Source organism: Nostoc spongiaeforme FACHB-130 (assembly GCF_014698475.1).
Taxonomy (GTDB): domain Bacteria; phylum Cyanobacteriota; class Cyanobacteriia; order Cyanobacteriales; family Nostocaceae; genus Nostoc_B; species Nostoc_B spongiaeforme.
In genome coordinates, this window is sequence record NZ_JACJTB010000020.1 from 27,018 (window position 1) to 44,120 (window position 17,103).

Consider the following 17,103-nt stretch of genomic DNA (forward strand, 5'->3'; position numbering starts at 1 on the left):
AATTTTTTCCAGCGCCAATCAGGAAAAACTTGTACTTTGTTGTTGCGATCGCTGGTGTGAAAATTTTTAGTGAGTGATAAATAATTCCCGACTATCTCCTGCTTGAGAGAGTAGCAGATATAACCAAGATGATTCGCTAGTTTTAAGATTTTTTTAAACCATTTATGACAAATGCCAAAAATTCACTATAGAAGTTGGTTTAGAAAAGATAATCTTATTAAAGAAATATTACTTTTACTAAAAAATATTAAAGAATCTAGCCTTCACTAGTCTGTGAAGGTACGAATTTATCTGCGTGCATCTGTTCAGTTTTCTACATTCATTTAATGATCACCGAAATCAGAATTGAATCATAGTGTTAGATGGAGAATCCATAGCTTGCTTTTAAATCACAAACATTTCCCAGAACAGCAACAATTGAGAATAAGCAATCATCAGAATTCTCCATCGAATTTTTAAGGCGCTCCAATTCTGCCCTCAATAGGTAAACCTTGATTTAACCAATGTTCAGTGGCAGCTTTGTAATTAGTGCCGTAAGCTTGCTTTAAGTCAGGATATCTATCCAGGTAATACTTCACATCAAATGCAGGTGAGCCTACTCTGCCCTCATATAGATGCGATGACAGAGGCATTGTTAGCATTACCTATAGTTCCTCCTCTATCACAGTCAGAGGTATAAACATAACGAGTAGCCACATAACCAGAAGGTGGTGTCAAACCACATATTGTTAACCCTGTAACGGGAGTTTCGAGAACACTAGCGTTGTCAGATGTACTTGTCGTTTGTTGCTGACGGCATTCCAACACATAAGTATAACGAACAGCCACATAACCAGTCGGGGGTGTGAAGCCACATATCGTTAATCTTGAAGAGGGAGTTCGGATGGTAGCAGCATTTTGTGAAGTACCTGTACTTAATCCTGTACGACATCCTGACGCATAAATATAATTAACAGCCACATAACCAGTCGGGGGTGTAAAGCCGCATATCGTTAATCCTGATGAGGGCGTTCGGATAACAGCAGCATTTTGTGAAGTACCTGAAAGTCCTTCTTTACGGCATTCCGACGAATAAGTATAATTAACAGCCACATAACCATTAGGGGGTGTGAAGCCGCATATCGTTAATCCTGATGAGGGAGTTCGGATGGTAACAGCATTTGGCGAAGTATCTGTAGTTCCTCCTGTACGGCATTCAGGTAAATAACGATAACCAACAGCCACATAACCAGGCGGAGGTGTGAAGCCACATATAGTCCTTAGAGACTGTGCTGTGGTTACTTCTGGATAGACAAAGGATGAAAGGGTAAAAGCTAATGCAGTTCCAACATTAGTCAAAAGTCGTGCTGCTAAGGAGGTTTTTGACACTGTATTGCTCCAAAATCATGAATAAGGTGCAATCTGTTAATTGACAAATGTCAATAACAGTACCCTATTCAGTCATTTCACTAGTTTTGCTATGTTTTATGCTAAATTTCGCTACTGAAATTACCAACTACAAATTATTTAGGCTTAATCCAGTTGTATACAACTAACTTAGAACCGCAAGAAAAAGGGAAATTTCTTGTTTTTCCTAAACCGACAACCTTACCTGTGAACCTTGTTGAGTCTTATGCACTTCAATTCTGGCTTGAAAGGCTTCTTTGAGGTGGGGCATGTGGGTAACGGTGAGGATACAGGCGAAATCAGAGGCGATCGCATTTATGGCTGCAATCAGGCGATCGCATCCTTCGGCATCTTGTGTACCAAAGCCTTCGTCGATAATTAACAGTTGCAACGCCGCCCCCGCCCTTTGTGCTAATAATTTCGCCATTGCTAACCGAATGGCAAAGTTAATTCTAAAGGCTTCCCCACCAGAGTAAGTCTCATAAGCGCGGGTTCCTTTGGCATCGGCAATTAAAATATCTAAGGTATCAATTAACTTGGCATTTTTCTTGGTAGATTTGCTGCTTCTGCCTGCTTTTTGCGTAACAAATTGTACATGCAATTGATTGGCACTCAACCGCGCTAATAACTGATTTGTCTCAGCTTCTAGTTGGGGCAGAACATTTTCAATCATCAGTGCTTGGATACCATTTTTACCAAACGCCAAAGCTAACTCATGGTAAACACGGTACTGTTTTTTACAAGCTTGCAGTTGTTGTTGTTGTTCCTCATACTGCACTTGCAAGGTTTCTAATTGATGGGCGAGTTGTTCTAAGCGCCCTAATTTGGCAATTTGTTCATCAAGTTGTCTTCTGCGGATAGCTAATTGCTGTTCTAAAGCTTGAATTTGCTCAATCGGGTTGGCAGACTGGGCTAGTTGTTGGACAATTTCATCAATTTGGCTGGCGAGTTGTTGTCGTTCGTTCAACCGAGTAGTTTTCGCCGCTTCTAGTTCTTGTAATCTGCCTTGCAATTGGGGATATTGCTGTTGGGCTGAGAGTAATTGTTGATAACGTAACTGCCAACCTTGACTTTGGCGGACGGCTTGACGTAGGTTATTATGCTGCTCTGCACTATAACCAATTTCTGTAATTTGACGCTCTAGGGCGGTAATTTGTTGGGCGCACTCAGAATCAATTTGTTCTTGCTGGATTCTGGTTTGTAATTGGGTGATAGTTGCTTGTAATTCTGGTTTGCGGGCGGCTAGTTGAGTTTGGCGTTTGAGTGCGTCTTTAATTTGCCCTTGTTTAATCTCTGCCCAGCGCCATCTTTCGACTTCACTCCGCGCTAAGGCATGGTCTTGCTCATTGTAATTTAATTGTTGCAGATATTCGTCTAATTTTCTCAGTTCTTGCTGTTTATCTTGGGCATAATCACCCACTTGGAGCGATCGCTCTAAATGTTGTCTTTCCTGTGCCAGTTGTTCTAACTGTTCTTCTGCATCGCTGGTTGATTCTAGTTGGGCGGCTAATTGTCCGCGTTGTTCTCGCAAAGAGTCATAAGGTGATAATTTTTGGGAAATTGCTCGATATTCTTGCCGCAAAGCCTGAATTTCTCTGTCTGTACAAGCTAATTGCTCACGAAATACCCACAATTGCTCCTCAGTTTCCTTGTATTCTGATTTAGTTTTATCAGCAACCCGATTCCAATGATGCTCATCTAACGGACGTTCACACAATGGGCAAATTGCATCAGGGTTGCGAAGCATTTGTAATTTTTGGTCTAATTCGCCTAATAACCTCTCATATTCTCGTTGCTGTCCTTGCAGGCGCTCAATAAAGTGCCTTCTTTCTTGACCTTTTTCTTGCACCCGTTGTAAATAAACTCGCTCTTTCTCCATTTGTTCAATTTGCATCGCCACCGCCATCACCGCTTGTTGTAGTTCCGGGTGGCGTTGGGAGGCGCGTTGCAGTTGATTTTCTGTAGCTTGGATTTGTTCTAATCTGGCGACTAAACTAGCTTGGATTCTATCTAAATAAGTTTGCAAACTTTGACGCTGTTGCAATAAAGGCGAAACCTGCATTTGTAATTCATCCAACTGCGTCACCCGACGACGGGCGGCGTTGAGTTGTCCTAATGCGGCTTCGACTTCGCCTGATTTACTGAGGGTGTGCTGAATTTCCTGTTCTTGCTGTGCTAAGGCTTCCAGTTGTGCTTGGACTTGTTGGAGTTGTCTTTCAATTTCGTGAATTTGCTGAGTTAATTGCTGCTGCTTTTGTTGACGGAGGGCTGTGGCGCGGGTGTGTTGTTCAAATTTAGCCGCAAAAGCTTCTTCTTGAGATTGGAGACTTTGATAATGGGCGTAACCGTTTTTAATGTCTGCTTCTTGATTTAAGATAGCGGCTAACTCCGCCAGTTGGGTTTTAACAGATGATTGTTCTTGGTGGAGGCGATCGCAATCTTGAGTTAAATTTTGATATTGTTGCCTTACAAAGCTCAGTTGTTGTTCCCAATTTTGTCGCTGGTGCTGGACAACCTGCAAACTTTGTAATTGAATATTCTCAAAAGCTTGCACCTGTTGAAGCTGATTCAGTTCAGCTTCTAATTCTACCCGTTGCGCTTCTGTAAATTCTCGTTGTTGCAGTTGAACTTTAATCGCTTCCAAAGAACGCTCTAATTCTTCCACCCTCGCCTTATATTGTCGAGAAGATTCTTTCGCCCGTTCTTCTAAATCATCATACTGGGTGAGTTTTAACAACTCTGCCAAAATTTCCTTACGTTCTGTCGGGCGCTTCAACATAAATTCATCCGCACGACCTTGACGCAAGTAAGCAGAATTAATAAAAGTATCGTAATCGAGTTTGATATGTTCTAAAATCAAGTCCTGTGTTGCCCGTACCCCTTTACCAGTCAACGGACGAAAACCAGCAGGCGTTTCGATTTGAAATTCTAAAACACTGGTTGCACCTCTAATTCTGGTGCGAATGACGCGATAAAGTTGCTGGTTAATGTGAAACGTGAAATCAACCCGGACTTCTTTAGCCCCAGCGTGAATCACATCATCTTCAACAGCCGCACGACTTTCACCCCAAATTGCCCATGTAATCGCCTCAAGCAAAGACGATTTACCCGCACCATTAGAACCAGAAATACAAGCCGTATGCAAACCACGAAAATCTAAAGTAGCATCACGGTAACTAAGGAAGTTTTTGAGGATAAGTTGTACTGGAATCATTGAGGCAATAGCGCCACATCTAGGTTTTAATCAACAAGCAGTACAGATGCACTCTAGATAGTTTAGCTAGGTAGATATCAGTATTCTAGTCCTTCAGTCAGTAATTTTACGAAAATTAACAATATGATGAGCAAGTTTTTCTGGCTGGGCAAATTAGGCGTTGCTGATTTCATGTATGAAAATCATTTTGTTTTCTGATAAAACCCTTGTAGGGACGTTTCATGAAACGTCTCTACATTTAAATTCATACCTCGATTCAGCAACGCCGCAAATTATTTTGTTAATAAACAGAAGTAAGCTTCAGAGACAATTTACTGTTCCCTCCCTACACAAATATGTTAGATAAGTTTGTACGTCAGTAGACTAGGAAATGCTATATAGCAATCCTAAATCATTTGTGAAATTCTCTTTCTTCTTCTTCTTTGTGTCCTTTGCGTCCTTTGCGGTTCGTTAAAAAGAATATTTTTTCACAACTCAGACAGGACTGCTATATATTTACTGAACTTAACCCTTCAAATTTCGTAGTAGTAATTGACAACCGCATAAAAATGGATTGGGATTTTCGATGCGCTCATCTTGAAGCACCTCAATCGGCAACTTGCTGTGATAAATTAACTGATCGTAATCCATCAACGCATTCCACTTAATCTTGCCTGTGGGAAAGCCTAATTCTAAAGCGGCATCATAGATTAATTCTTGCCACTTCTCAATCTCTGGATCTCGTGATTTACAATAATCGAGAATGGCGATTAATGCACCAGGTTTTGTAACACGTAAAATCTCACTCAAAGCGCGTACCGGATCAGCTACAACACACAGAGTAAAACCGGACGCAGCAGCATCAAAGCTATTATCGGCAAAATCCAAATTTAGCAAATCAGCAACTTTAAAAGTGATATCTGCGGCGACAGTTTTTTTGCTGGCTTCATTCATCATTTTCTCAGATAAATCTACACCCACAACGCTTACACCTTGGGGATAAGCCGGAAGATTTAGTCCTGTGCCAACAGCAGCATCCAGCACAGTTTGTCCAGGTTGAAGTTGTAGGGAATCAATCAGTGGTTGACGATCAATGTGCCAGTAGCGCAGCATGATCTGTTCATAATCTACTGCACCATGATTGTAGGCATCAATTATTTTGACTACTTGCATAAACTTACTCATTAATATATAAGTAAATACCTTGTTGTAACTATTTATGCAATACTTCGACAAGATATAATTATCAAATTTTGTATATTATATGCCCGTGTAAATACTTTTATTTTTAGATATAAAATGTAAAACAGAATCATAATGGAACAAATGTAGTAAATCTGCGTCAATTAGAAGTATCAAAATCTTAAGTGAGCAACATATTTCAAAAGTATAAATTTTGGTGGAACCATAGCAAATACTCCTCGTCATCCAATCAGTATTACCTACGGAATATGCCGAGAGATAGTTCCACGATTAGTCAGAAACAATCTCAGTAACACCTCGTCATTACACAGGTCACACACATAAACGTAAATTTTGTTATGACACACCTTTATCGCCTCAAATCTGGAACTGCTGCATTCATGGCAATGGCCTTAACTACAGCAGGTGCGATCGCTCCCATGATTGCATTAGCTCCCGCCCAAGCGCAATATAATCTTGGGCAATCACGCTCAACTACAATTCCTGCTAATGTAACTTTGCCTGTAACTTACGAAAAAGAAAAAATCGTTATCACCCCAGGCGAAAGTATGTCCCTCAAGCTGAGAATAGCTAACGACATCATCGATAGAAATAGAAATGTCTTAATCCCTGCTAGAACTGAAGTAGTTGGTAGATTAGAGCCTGTCGATTTATATGGCAGAAGTTCCTCCAGCAACAGAAATAGTGATAATAGCAAGGGTGTGAGATTTGTTGCTTCTGAACTCATCTTTCCTTCTGGTCGCAGATTACCAATTAATGCGAATTCTCGGACAATTACCGAAACCGAAAGAATTAGCAAAGGTGCTAACACTGGTCAAATTTTAACCGATGCAGCGATTGGTGCTGGTGCAGCCACTGTTATTTCATTGTTAACTGGTAACAGAAGAATTGAAGTGTTAGAACCTGTGGCTGGTGGTGCGGTTGGCGCTGCTGCAAGTGTGCTGTTAAGGAAAAACCAAGCTGATGTGTTTGTTCTCAGACCAGAAGAAGATTTAGACATCACACTGACCAGCAATTTAGTTATTTCCCGGAATAATACTTATTAACTAAAATTCAGTCGTGAATTTAATCATGCTATCAGCGATCGCCCAGACATTGACACAGGCGATCGCTTCATTTTTATAGATAAAAAAATTAATATTTCTGAAACCTTTTTATTCCTATACCGTCTTACTTGATATTCAGGTCACATGCTGAATATTTGCTGGTTAATAACTTCTAAGATTCGCTTCACTTATTCTTTAGAAGAAATTTAGTGGATGTACGGTATCAGTTTTTAGTAAAAAAAACCAAGATTAAATTATTAAGCACCCAAACAAATTTGCATCTTCCGTCCTACTGTAACAAATAAAATTCACTGACAGGAATTAAACAGTCATCTTTCTATTTCCTGCATAGGTGCAATCATCAAACCAGGCGATTATAGATGGTTTGAAATCAATCATCATTGCTAATTTACACCCATTCTTCAAGGTTTTTACTATGCTAAAAAATTTATCTCTTGCTTTACTAGGAACAACTGTGATTGTAGCGAGTGCTAACCCAGCTAGTGCCGTAACTATGGTTGTCAGTGGCGGTATGTTCTCTAGCTACTCTGATGCTAAAACTGTCACCTTTGATGATGGGACAGCAAATGATCCAAATGGATTTGCTACTTACTCTAATGTGACTACTAACATTGTTCAAGGTAGTGTTAGTGGTCAATATGCTTCACCCTATCAAGATACCACCAAGTTCTTGACAATTGCGCCATCAGGTAGTGGTGTTGCAGGTGATAGTGGTTTTGTAAGTATTGCTTTCAAAGAAGCTGTTGATTACTTCGGTTTTTATGCAGGTTCCTTGGATAGTTACAACTATATTGACATCTATAGCGGTGATCAGTTGTTAAAGAGTTTTAGTGGCTCAGATGTGCCAGGTGCTGTAGCTGATGGTAGTTGGACTAGCGGTCAAGCTAATCTATTTGTCAATCTTGTAGGTGATGCAGGGGAAAAATTTGATCGAGTTGTGATGCGCTCAAATGGTATTGCCTTTGAAACAGATAACCACGCCTATAGATTAGCGAAGAGTGTTCCAGAACCCAGTGCAATGTTAGGTGTATTGGCAATCGGAGCTTTTGGAACTACTTCACTCTTAAAACGTCAACAAAAGAAAGTAGCTGTGCAAGGATAAATTTTCTTTCCAGCTTAATTTGATAACTGCTATGTGAACAAACTCGCATAGCAGTTTTTTCATGGTGATTTTATGTTGCTATGAGATTATCCACAATGAGAAATAGTTATTAATGAATTATCAATTAATTTTTAATATGTCATAGGAAATAAGTCATACATCAGAGATAGACACACATGACTTATTACCTATTCATATCTGTAATTTAAATCTAAAAATATTTTCAAAAAATATCAAATGCCAGAAACTTTTTATATCCATTTTTGTCTAAGTAATTAACAGAAACAAAATAAATGTAAAGAGGTAAAATTAATGTTTACTTTAAATCGTTGGCAATCTAAAACTGCTGCAATTATGGCTTTGACCATCACTGCTGGCGCTGTCGCACCTTTTATCACTGCCACACCTTCTTTAGCTCAAACTACTTTTACAGATGTTTCTTCTAATTATTGGGCAGCACAATTTATTCAAGAATTGTCTCAACGGGGTGTAATTGCTGGTTTTCCTGATGGTAGTTTTCGCCCAGAAGAGGCAGTCACCCGCGCTCAATTTGCTGCAATGGTCAATAAGGCTTTTGCAAAAGCACCACAACGGCAAGCAATCAACTTTGTGGATGTACCCAGCAATTTCTGGGCATCTAGCGCCATTCAGCAAGCTTATACCATCGGTTTTCTGTCTGGATATCCTGGAAATCGTTTTGAGCCGAACCAAGCGATTCCTCGTCAACAGGTGTTAGTTTCCCTGGCTAATGGTTTGCAATATAACCCTAGTGGTAATGTGGAAAGCACTCTGCAATACTTCAACGATGCTTCAGGAATTGCTAGTTATGCCCGTAGTCCGATTGCGGCAGCGACAGAACAGCAAATTGTGGTGAACTATCCTAATGTTAAATTCCTCAGCCCGAATGCCACTGCAACACGCGCCCAGGTAGCTGCTTTTATTTACCAAGCTTTAGTAAGTTCTAATCAAGCTTCGGCAATTAACTCACCTTATATAGTTGCGTCCCAACCCACAACACCAACACCCGTCTCAATTACAATTCCCCAAGGAACTGTTATCCCCGTGAAGTATGACCAAGCGAAAAAAATCTTGGTAACTAAAGATGAGACTGCACCTTTAACACTGACTGTTGACCAAAACGTAGTTACCCAAGATGGTACAGTGGTCATTCCGGCTGGTAGTCAAGTTGTTGGTCAACTCAAACCAGCCAAAGGCGGTTCGCAATTCGTAGGACAGAAACTAGTATTAACCACAGGTCAGGAGTATCAAATTGCTGCTACTTCTGATGTGATTACCAAAACCGAAACCGTCAACAAAGGTACTAGTACAAGAGCCATTATTACCAATACAGTATTAGGTGCTGGGGCTGCGGCTGCGGTATCTGCGGTGACAGGCGATCGCGCGATCGCTACAGAAGAAGTTCTCGGTGGTGCGGCTATCGGTGGTTTAATTGGCTTGTTCTTCGGTCGCAACAGCGTTGATTTAATCGCCATTAACCCCAATACCGATTTAGAAATGACCGTTAATCAAAATCTGTTGGTGTCAGTGAGATAGGGGCTAGGGACTAGTACAACAAGGCAAAAGTAAAAAGGCAAAAGGAAAAAGAAAGAATAACGATACCACAAGCCTTGTAGCAATTTCTTATGGTCTGTTTATTTACGCCGACCTGTACTAGTGTAGAGTTTAGTCAAAGTATGAAGGAGAAAATTTCCCATTTCATACTTCAGACTTCACACTTCATACTTCATTTGACTAATTGGCAACCAAATAATAAACGTAGTGCCTGGTGCATCGGATGATGCGATCGCGGTTGTAATTGCAGGGCTGAAAACTTCGATTTCACCCTGCATTTGCTCAATTAATTGTTTTGCGATCGCTAGTCCCAAGCCTGTACCGGGAATTTCGGTTTGGGCTTGTACACCCCGGTAATGTCTTTCACCCAAATGTGCTATGTCTTCTTGGGGGATTCCTGGCCCAGTATCACTAATAGCAACACCCAAAAAGTTAACTCTTTGTTGACCAACTTGGATAAAAATTTTGCCGCCTTTGGGTGTGTATTTCAAAGCATTATCAATAATATTATTCAAGACCTCTTGTAAGGCTTTAATATTGACCCGCACTAAAGGTAAGTTTCTGGGAATTTCGGTTTTTATTTTCAGGTGTCGTTCTTGGGCGATCGCTTTTGCTGATAGTAATAATGGTGCCAATAAATCAGCTAAAGAACAATCCGTTGCTTGTTCTCCTGTACCTGGCAATAATAAAATTGGTTTAGGTTCTGCTTGGACAGTTGCCTCTACAAACACTTCACTTTCTGGTAATGCCCGTGGTGCTACATCCAATTCTGACCAATCAATAACTTGCTCAAATTGTTGCAATAATTCTTTGAGGCGATCGCTTTCTCGGACAATACTCGCCCCTACTTCTCGGTTTGGGTCGCCTGGGCGCAGTCTTTTAAATAGCAATTTGCCAAAAGTCCGCAATGCTGTCAAGGGATTGCGAAATTGATGCAGCAAATTATCTAATAAATCTCGTTGCTGTTCTTGCAGCAGTTGTTGTTGATGTAGCTGTTGTTGTAACCAAGCGCGACGCTGATCTAAAACACAAGCGATCGCCAAAGTTTGAACTATCTTTTGAATTGTATTTTGTTCTTGTTGATTCCAAGCCCGGTCTTCTCTGCATGTCACCAATAATCCCATCATCACACCTTCATGAACTAAAGGCATCACAATCTGGTGTCCACTCAGCAAATACTCTTGTTGGAAATTAGGTTGTTCTGTATCAGTCGGAGATTCCGTAGCTGCGGTTAGTAACCTTTTTTGCTGTTGCGGTAATAGCAAAATATTACTAATTTGCAACTGTTTGCGGGCTTTTACTTCCGTATTTTCTTCTCCAGGTGGTAATCCTGCGGTTTCTGGATAAACAACCACAGGAATAAGTTTCGCCTCAGTTGTTGGCGCTTCTACCAATTCTTGTGTTAAATACACCACACTTAAAGAAGCTCCTAAACCTTGGGCTAATAATGTTATTTGTTCTCGGCATAAAGCCACAAAATCTGAACTAGCAGACATTAACATTTTTCATTTATTGCTCAGTATCACAGGCTTTGAAGAAATTTTCGACAACAAAGAACTCAGAACTCAGGAGTCAGAATACAGAATTTACACTGAGTGTAACTGACAGGTGAATGACAGTGAAACTCCACATAAAATCTAAGATTTGCTGGTTTACCCTTCAGGCAGGCTACATCTAGAATTAGTGGCAGGTCTGGTTCACTCATAGTTAATTCTGACTAGTGAATACTGGCTCCTGAATTCTTCTTTAAGAATCAGCTTGATTCTAACTCTCTTTTGATCAAGCTTAACGAAAGCTTCTCAAATGATGGTAGAAATAAAGAAATTGTGTACTTTACTAGTTTTGTGATTTATTTGCCTTCAAGAAAATTATTTTCGTTGTATCAAAAGTTTATAAACTCTTGATTTTTTGAACTAGAACTTTTATAATTACGACGGATTTTGTAGCTATCACTACAATCTAATAGCTTGAAAGAGGAGGAAAATAGGTTGGCAAGGAGACGGAAACGGAAGAGTCGTCGTCGCCAGGAAGGACGGCGGATTTTAGAGCATGTGCCTCAATATAGCATCGAAAGCGGCGAAGAAAAACCTGTGACAGCAGCAAGAAAATTCATTCAGGCTGAAGGGATCTTGCCACCCGCTCTGCTACTCGTAAAGCGCAATGAACACACAACAGACCGATATTTCTGGGCAGAAAAAGGCCTGTTTGGTGCCCAATACGTAGAAGAAAACCATTTCTTGTTTCCCAGCCTACGGACGTTAGAAGCTCCGGCTGGTTCAGAACCTGTGGCAGTAGCTGCACGTTAAACTTGAATTGGTACTTTTACGTTGTTGAATGTGTTCTGAATATTCATTTAACTGGCAAAGTTGCTCAGTTTATGCAAAATTTTCAATTTTTTTTAAATTTGGCACTGATTTGCCAGTGGAGGGTAGTCCAGGCAGTTGGACAAACAACTTTATTCAAGCCAATTTGGTTTGTGTAAGTTGAATTATCAACTAAATACACATCAGGGAGTGAGAAAGAGTGATACAGAGCATCTAAAAGCGAGAGTAAAGTTTTACTTTGCTTTTGAGAGCTACGTTACAAGATACGTTTTTCTCTAAGACGTTTGGTTACAGAGAGAATTTACATCCCAACAATCCTCTTTCCTACTCCCTATTGTTTATTTCCTCTCGCTCATCACTAGAGGAAACTTAAAAAACAAAGTTTAATCACTCAGCTTTAAGTCGAGTGCCTTCTGTAACTCAATCAGTTCATCTCGATGGGCAGTTACAGTAATCTTCCCTAGAGAGTTTGGTTCATCTTGATTAGCTTTTTGCAGATGAAGCAAGACTTTCTCGGTTCTTCCTGCTTTTTTCCAATAAAATAGACCGCTCAAAGGTGCTAACAGAATTATTCCCAGAAAAAAACTGCTGATGTTGGGCAGAAGCAGTGACAAAACAAAAGATAAACAAATTAAACCTACAGTTGCAAGTAGGGTTAAAAAAATTGCTAAAAATAAGCTGGGTTGGACAAAACCCTCAAACGTGACTTGATTTTGATCACGGTCTACCTCTGCCACTCGGTAAGACCGTGAACGAAAATAATCCTGTAGTTGAGGCATTAATACAGCTTCTTCCTGCTCAGATATTAGTTGAGCCGTTTCTGTGCGGTCTTTGGTAGCAGCACGAATAAAGAAAAACAACCCAACTAATAACAATAAGGTGAGCAGAAACGTAGATGGCAGAATAGCAGTATCCATAACTGATTGTTACTGTTTAACAGGAGGAGATTTATTCATTATTAATTATTAGTTAATTTGTCCTCCCGTTGATGTACTCTTGCCAAAGACGTGTTAAATCCTGCGCTTGAACTTGCCATTCTAGAGAAACTTGGTACATCCGCCTAGGTCTTCCTCGTCCTTCGAGTTTCTTCCAATACCCATTAATTGCCCTTTCGTCTTCTAGAAATTTGATCGCACTATAAAGCACGGTATCTGAAAGCCGATAGGTTGGATATTCAGTTTCTAAACGTTGAATTAACTCGGTGCCGTAGGATTCACCTTGCAGTAAGACAGACAGTATGTAACAAATTGCTAGTTCCTGACAGAGGTAAGTTGGCGGAGGATTTTCAAAGAATTGATATATATCCTCAAGTTTCATGGTTGGTGAATGGCTAAAAAAATGCCCTAGTGTGGGGTTTATCATCCTTGTGTTTCGTATGTAGTACTAATAAAAGTAATTATTCATACAAAAACACTAAGTATGATTGTCAAAGCGTCAACGTAAAAAAAGTAAAACAAATACGCCCCACGCAGATAAAGTCATGGGATACAAGCGAAACTCTAAGGAGCGTAAGAATTACGCTCCTATTTAAGCTCTAGGCAGTGTGGTGAGGAGCAAGAAAGACAGAGGCATAGCCACTGTAATTGGTGTCAAATGATGCCGAGCCGATTAGAACTGCATAAGCATAAAATGCCATCGAAGAAATTTTACAAGTAAAATGCCATTTTGTCTGTAAATTTTCTTTCATGACGAAGTTCTACTTGAGCTACTAATAGGTCATCTGGTAAGTGTGATAGTAATAGGACTTACGCACTAAGATGATCTGTGAAGAATGGGTGAAGGGATGTAAGGGTTTTGGATACATACACCCTGATAACTCTACACCCCAGACTCGCCCAAACCCTTGATTTTTGGTCTCACTGCGTAAATCCTAAGCAAATCTAGCAAGTGCTAAGTATATTGATTAGTATGTCGCAAAATTCCGATGCCCTGCGAGCGATCGCTCAAACATTCCGTCTCATTGGTTGGATTAGTTTTTGGATTCAACTGGTACTAGGGGTGGTTTCCAGCATCATTGTGTTATTGTTTGCTATTTTCTCCCAAAGAGCCGGTAGCCCTAGTAATAATCCAGGGACTGGATTTGGAGTGTTTTTGGCGGTGTGTGGATTAATTGTTTTAGGTGCGGGTATTTATATCGCTTTTCGCTACACCAGAATTGGGAGACAACTGGAATCTTCAAATCCCAGTAACCGCCCACGCAAAAGCGAAACTGTACAAGTATTACGCTTAGGCTTGTGGATAAATTTGATTGGTACTTTGGTCACACTTTTAGGGGCGCAGGCGATTGTTGGGACTTTGGTAGCTAGATCAATATCTCCCCAAGCCATCACCACACAATTTTTTGATCCAACGCGGATTATTAGCGGTTTGGATATGTTGGTAGTTCAGGCAAACACTAACACCGTTTCCGCCCACTTTGCTGGATTAGTGGCATCGCTTTGGCTTATCAACCGCATCAACCGCCCATAATCTGATTTTCTTGGCTGATTTCAGATTTTCCTGTCAGTAAGCAAAATTTTACGTTTAACTTTTCCGAAACCAACTTACACAAGCTTGTAACTTAGCATATAGCTGTAAAAAAACTTACTACTCATCAGTAGTATTAAAGCTTACTCAGGATGAAATTTATCTTTTGAGGATATTATGACAAATTCATTTGACCCCAGAAGAAATCAACCAAGACAAAACTTTGATCAGAATGCTTGGAGATTTGGTGTACAAGTTGCTTTTAGTAGTGTGGTGTTGGGATTGTGTATTTTTCAGTTGGTGTCAAAACCAAGTAATGATCAGAATACAGCACTCTACTGGGGTGGGGTGACGAGTGTATTAGCATACTGGTTGCCTTCCCCTGGGCAGAATAAAGATGATAGAGAGCAGATGACAATTAATACTAGAACATTTACAGCTACTGACAGTAACGGCCAAGCTGGTAACGATACTGTTTTGGCTCAAACTAATTCCACAACTATAACTACAGACTCTAAAAATTGATATAGCAGTCCTAGTTGATATGTGAATAACAAAGACAAGGAAGACAGGGTAGACAAGGGAGAAATATGTTAATAAATCATTTAGGATTGCTATATAGCAGGTGATAGGTTACAAGTTACAGTTTTACCGATCAGTTTTTGGGATTTAAATTCATAGAGAATTTTGTTTATCTCAATTTAAGAAAGATAGTCTTCATCTTCGGGATTATTATCCCAATTAGAAACATTATTAGAACGATAAGCTTCGGCTTTGGTGCGGCGATTTTCCTGGCGTAAGGTTTCTCGTTCTCGTGATGTGAGTTGTTGCTTTTCGGTAATTGGTAAACGTTCTACTGTACGCTTAGAGGATTTCTGACGCACAAAGGTCTTCCAGGCAGTTTTTATGCCAACTACAAAGCTACGAGTCCCGACTTGAAGATTTTGGGCTTGTTTTTTTGCACCATCAATGCCTTGATCAACTTGTTGAACAACTTGACTAGCACTTTTGACACCTTCACTGACATCATTGGTTAAGTCGGTGATTTCGATACCAGTGGTGCGGATAGAATTTAAAGTAGGTGGTAACTCCCGCGAAAGAGTATCAAAAAACTTTTCAGCACTGCGGGCGGCGCGGGCTACTTCTAGTAATGCGGGTATGGCCGCCACTAAAACAGCAGTTAGGCTGGCAGCGACTAAGAGTAGGGAAAGTCCCAACCAAAATAGGGGGTCAATCACGGCTATGCTATCTATGAGCGTTCCAAAGGCTGGGGAATTGAATCTGAGTCTTCTTCGGTTGTTTGCCGATGCAGAACTTGACTTTCGCGCTGACTAGCATCAATGCCAGCTGCGATCGCTTCTTTTAGTCTATCCAAAGTTTCATCCCAGTTACGTAATGCGTTAGCAGACAGACGATCTGCCTGAATTTGTACACTTGTTGATAAATCTTCCGCTAATTCTGGGATGGCATCAGCAGACTTTTTCAAAAGTTTACGAGTTTCGCGTCCTGTGCGCGGAGCAATTAGCAAACCGGTTAAAGCACCGATAGTTGCTCCTAGCATCATACCGCCAATAAAGACTCCAGAACGGTTATTAGACATCTGAGTTGTTTCTCTCCTTACACTTATTTTAGGTGGCTTGTTTCCTCTTGTATAACCAGAATGATTTTATCGAGTTAATTTATCGTGACAATCGATCAACTAGAAAGGTTGCTGTTGTTCATTCTGGTTTTGGGAACCGTCTTTGTTCTCCCGAAAGAATGAGATTGACGAATATAGCGTTTACTTAGTCGCTGTCCTAACAATAGCAGACTCACAATTTGCCGCACTTGCTGAAGTTGCAATTGTAGAGATTGATTTCCCAGTCGCAGGTTACGGATATTTTGCTGAGATATATCAAGATTTTGGGGGGTTTGAGACAGGAGATTTTGGCTACATTGTTCATAGGCGGTTAACCTATCAGTTATCCAGGCGATTCTTTCCTTAATTTGCCAGATTTGCCAAGCTACGTAGAACAGCAATAGGGAAATGAGGGTATTAATGATGACTACTACTGTAACCATTGTTTACATAGGTAAGAATTTGATTTTTGGGTCTGGTAGAAGTTGCGATCGCAGATAATAAAATTAATCTGATGGGCAAAATACCGATGGAACCTCTCACCCTCAACATACCACCAGCAGTAGGTTTGACAGACGAGCAGTTTTATCAAATATGTCTAGCCAATGATGAATGGCGCATCGAACTCACTGCCGAAGGAGAATTAATTATTATGCCACCAACTGGCGGCGAAAGCGGTATTAGAAATTCAGACATTAACATAGAACTTGGTTTATGGAATCGTCAAACCAAGCTAGGAAAAGTGTTTGACTCTTCTACAGAATTTCGCTTACCCAATGGTGCATATCGTTCGCCGGATGTTTCTTGGGTGAAGCAAGAACGCTGGGATGCACTGACACCTGAACAAAAACGTCGCTTTCCACCCATTTGCCCTGATTTTGTGATTGAACTGCGTTCTCAAACTGATTCTCTCAAAAAATTGCGAGATAAGATGCTGGAGTATCGAGATAATGGTGCGCGTTTGGGTTGGTTGATTGATCCGTTCACACCTTTAGTAGAAATTTATCGCCCTGGTATTGCAGTGGAAGTGATTAATTTTTCTGTTGAACAACCACCTACATTGTCTGGTGAAGATGTCTTACCTGGGTTTGTTTTGTTGTTAACTACAATCCTCAATCCTTGAACGTTTGATGAACTTGTAATTCCTCATTAATTCTGATGGGCAAAATACC

General features: G+C 40.4%; 17 protein-coding genes. 7 read left to right on the plus strand and 10 right to left on the minus strand.

Going from position 1 to position 17,103, the window contains the following annotated elements:
- Positions 1-455: 455 nt before the first annotated feature.
- From H6G74_RS15860 to H6G74_RS15875, 4 genes are all read right to left on the minus strand, one after another.
- Positions 456-632 (minus strand): hypothetical protein, encoded by a 177-nt coding sequence (locus H6G74_RS15860; protein ID WP_190968585.1) that lies wholly within the window; start codon positions 630-632, stop codon positions 456-458.
- A complete protein-coding gene (locus H6G74_RS15865; RefSeq protein WP_190968586.1) occupies positions 607-1,368 on the minus strand; it encodes a hypothetical protein in 762 nt (253 codons plus the stop codon). The genes H6G74_RS15860 and H6G74_RS15865 overlap by 26 nt, the downstream gene beginning before the upstream one ends.
- Positions 1,369-1,573: 205 nt before the next feature.
- A complete protein-coding gene (gene sbcC / locus H6G74_RS15870) occupies positions 1,574-4,600 on the minus strand; it encodes an exonuclease subunit SbcC (RefSeq protein WP_190968587.1) in 3,027 nt (1,008 codons plus the stop codon).
- Positions 4,601-5,104: 504 nt separating this feature from the next.
- A complete protein-coding gene (locus tag H6G74_RS15875; protein WP_190968588.1) occupies positions 5,105-5,752 on the minus strand; it encodes a class I SAM-dependent methyltransferase in 648 nt (215 codons plus the stop codon).
- A gap of 368 nt (positions 5,753-6,120) precedes the next feature.
- Between H6G74_RS15875 and H6G74_RS15880 the strand changes: the two genes are divergently transcribed.
- The 3 genes from H6G74_RS15880 (at position 6,121) to H6G74_RS15890 (ending at position 9,505) form a co-directional block, all read left to right on the plus strand.
- Complete coding sequence (locus H6G74_RS15880) at positions 6,121-6,828, plus strand: conjugal transfer protein TrbI (protein WP_190968589.1); 708 nt, start codon at positions 6,121-6,123, stop codon at positions 6,826-6,828.
- Between the two features lie 436 nt (positions 6,829-7,264).
- Positions 7,265-7,951, plus strand: a complete 687-nt coding sequence (locus H6G74_RS15885) for an Npun_F0296 family exosortase-dependent surface protein (protein WP_190968590.1) — start codon at positions 7,265-7,267, stop codon at positions 7,949-7,951.
- 312 nt (positions 7,952-8,263) lie between these two features.
- Positions 8,264-9,505, plus strand: a complete 1,242-nt coding sequence (locus tag H6G74_RS15890) for an S-layer homology domain-containing protein (protein WP_190968591.1) — start codon at positions 8,264-8,266, stop codon at positions 9,503-9,505.
- 176 nt (positions 9,506-9,681) lie between these two features.
- Here H6G74_RS15890 and H6G74_RS15895 read toward each other — a convergent pair whose 3' ends face one another.
- Entirely contained in the window at positions 9,682-11,025 is a 1,344-nt protein-coding gene (locus tag H6G74_RS15895) for a GAF domain-containing sensor histidine kinase (protein ID WP_190968592.1), read from the minus strand.
- 486 nt (positions 11,026-11,511) lie between these two features.
- On the opposite strand from H6G74_RS15895, the gene H6G74_RS15900 reads away from it, so the two are divergent.
- Positions 11,512-11,829: a DUF3155 domain-containing protein gene (locus H6G74_RS15900; RefSeq protein ID WP_062294629.1), complete on the plus strand. Its 318-nt coding sequence runs from the start codon at positions 11,512-11,514 to the stop codon at positions 11,827-11,829.
- Between the two features lie 401 nt (positions 11,830-12,230).
- Here H6G74_RS15900 and H6G74_RS15905 read toward each other — a convergent pair whose 3' ends face one another.
- Entirely contained in the window at positions 12,231-12,764 is a 534-nt protein-coding gene (locus H6G74_RS15905) for a cofactor assembly of complex C subunit B (RefSeq protein ID WP_190968593.1), read from the minus strand.
- A 52-nt stretch (positions 12,765-12,816) separates the two neighbouring features.
- Positions 12,817-13,164, minus strand: a complete 348-nt coding sequence (locus H6G74_RS15910; RefSeq protein ID WP_190968594.1) for a PadR family transcriptional regulator — start codon at positions 13,162-13,164, stop codon at positions 12,817-12,819.
- A gap of 591 nt (positions 13,165-13,755) precedes the next feature.
- On the opposite strand from H6G74_RS15910, the gene H6G74_RS15915 reads away from it, so the two are divergent.
- Both H6G74_RS15915 and H6G74_RS15920 read left to right on the plus strand, forming a co-directional pair.
- Positions 13,756-14,316 (plus strand): DUF3611 family protein, encoded by a 561-nt coding sequence (locus tag H6G74_RS15915; RefSeq protein ID WP_190968595.1) that lies wholly within the window; start codon positions 13,756-13,758, stop codon positions 14,314-14,316.
- A 174-nt stretch (positions 14,317-14,490) separates the two neighbouring features.
- Positions 14,491-14,838 carry a hypothetical protein gene (locus H6G74_RS15920; protein ID WP_190968596.1) on the plus strand — a complete coding sequence of 116 codons (348 nt, stop codon included), beginning with the start codon at positions 14,491-14,493 and terminating at the stop codon, positions 14,836-14,838.
- 176 nt (positions 14,839-15,014) lie between these two features.
- On the opposite strand, the gene H6G74_RS15925 is transcribed toward H6G74_RS15920, so the two are convergent.
- The 3 genes from H6G74_RS15925 to H6G74_RS15935 all read right to left on the minus strand — a co-directional run bounded on the left by H6G74_RS15925 (position 15,015) and on the right by H6G74_RS15935 (position 16,374).
- Positions 15,015-15,551, minus strand: coding sequence for a hypothetical protein (locus H6G74_RS15925; RefSeq protein ID WP_190968597.1), 537 nt, complete (start codon positions 15,549-15,551; stop codon positions 15,015-15,017).
- Positions 15,552-15,562: 11 nt separating this feature from the next.
- On the minus strand, positions 15,563-15,913 hold the full coding sequence (locus H6G74_RS15930; protein ID WP_190594683.1) for a YtxH domain-containing protein: 351 nt from the start codon (positions 15,911-15,913) through the stop codon (positions 15,563-15,565).
- Positions 15,914-16,008: 95 nt separating this feature from the next.
- Complete coding sequence (locus tag H6G74_RS15935; protein WP_190968598.1) at positions 16,009-16,374, minus strand: hypothetical protein; 366 nt, start codon at positions 16,372-16,374, stop codon at positions 16,009-16,011.
- Between the two features lie 86 nt (positions 16,375-16,460).
- Between H6G74_RS15935 and H6G74_RS15940 the strand changes: the two genes are divergently transcribed.
- Positions 16,461-17,054, plus strand: a complete 594-nt coding sequence (locus H6G74_RS15940) for a Uma2 family endonuclease (RefSeq protein ID WP_190968653.1) — start codon at positions 16,461-16,463, stop codon at positions 17,052-17,054.
- Positions 17,055-17,103: the final 49 nt, after the last annotated feature.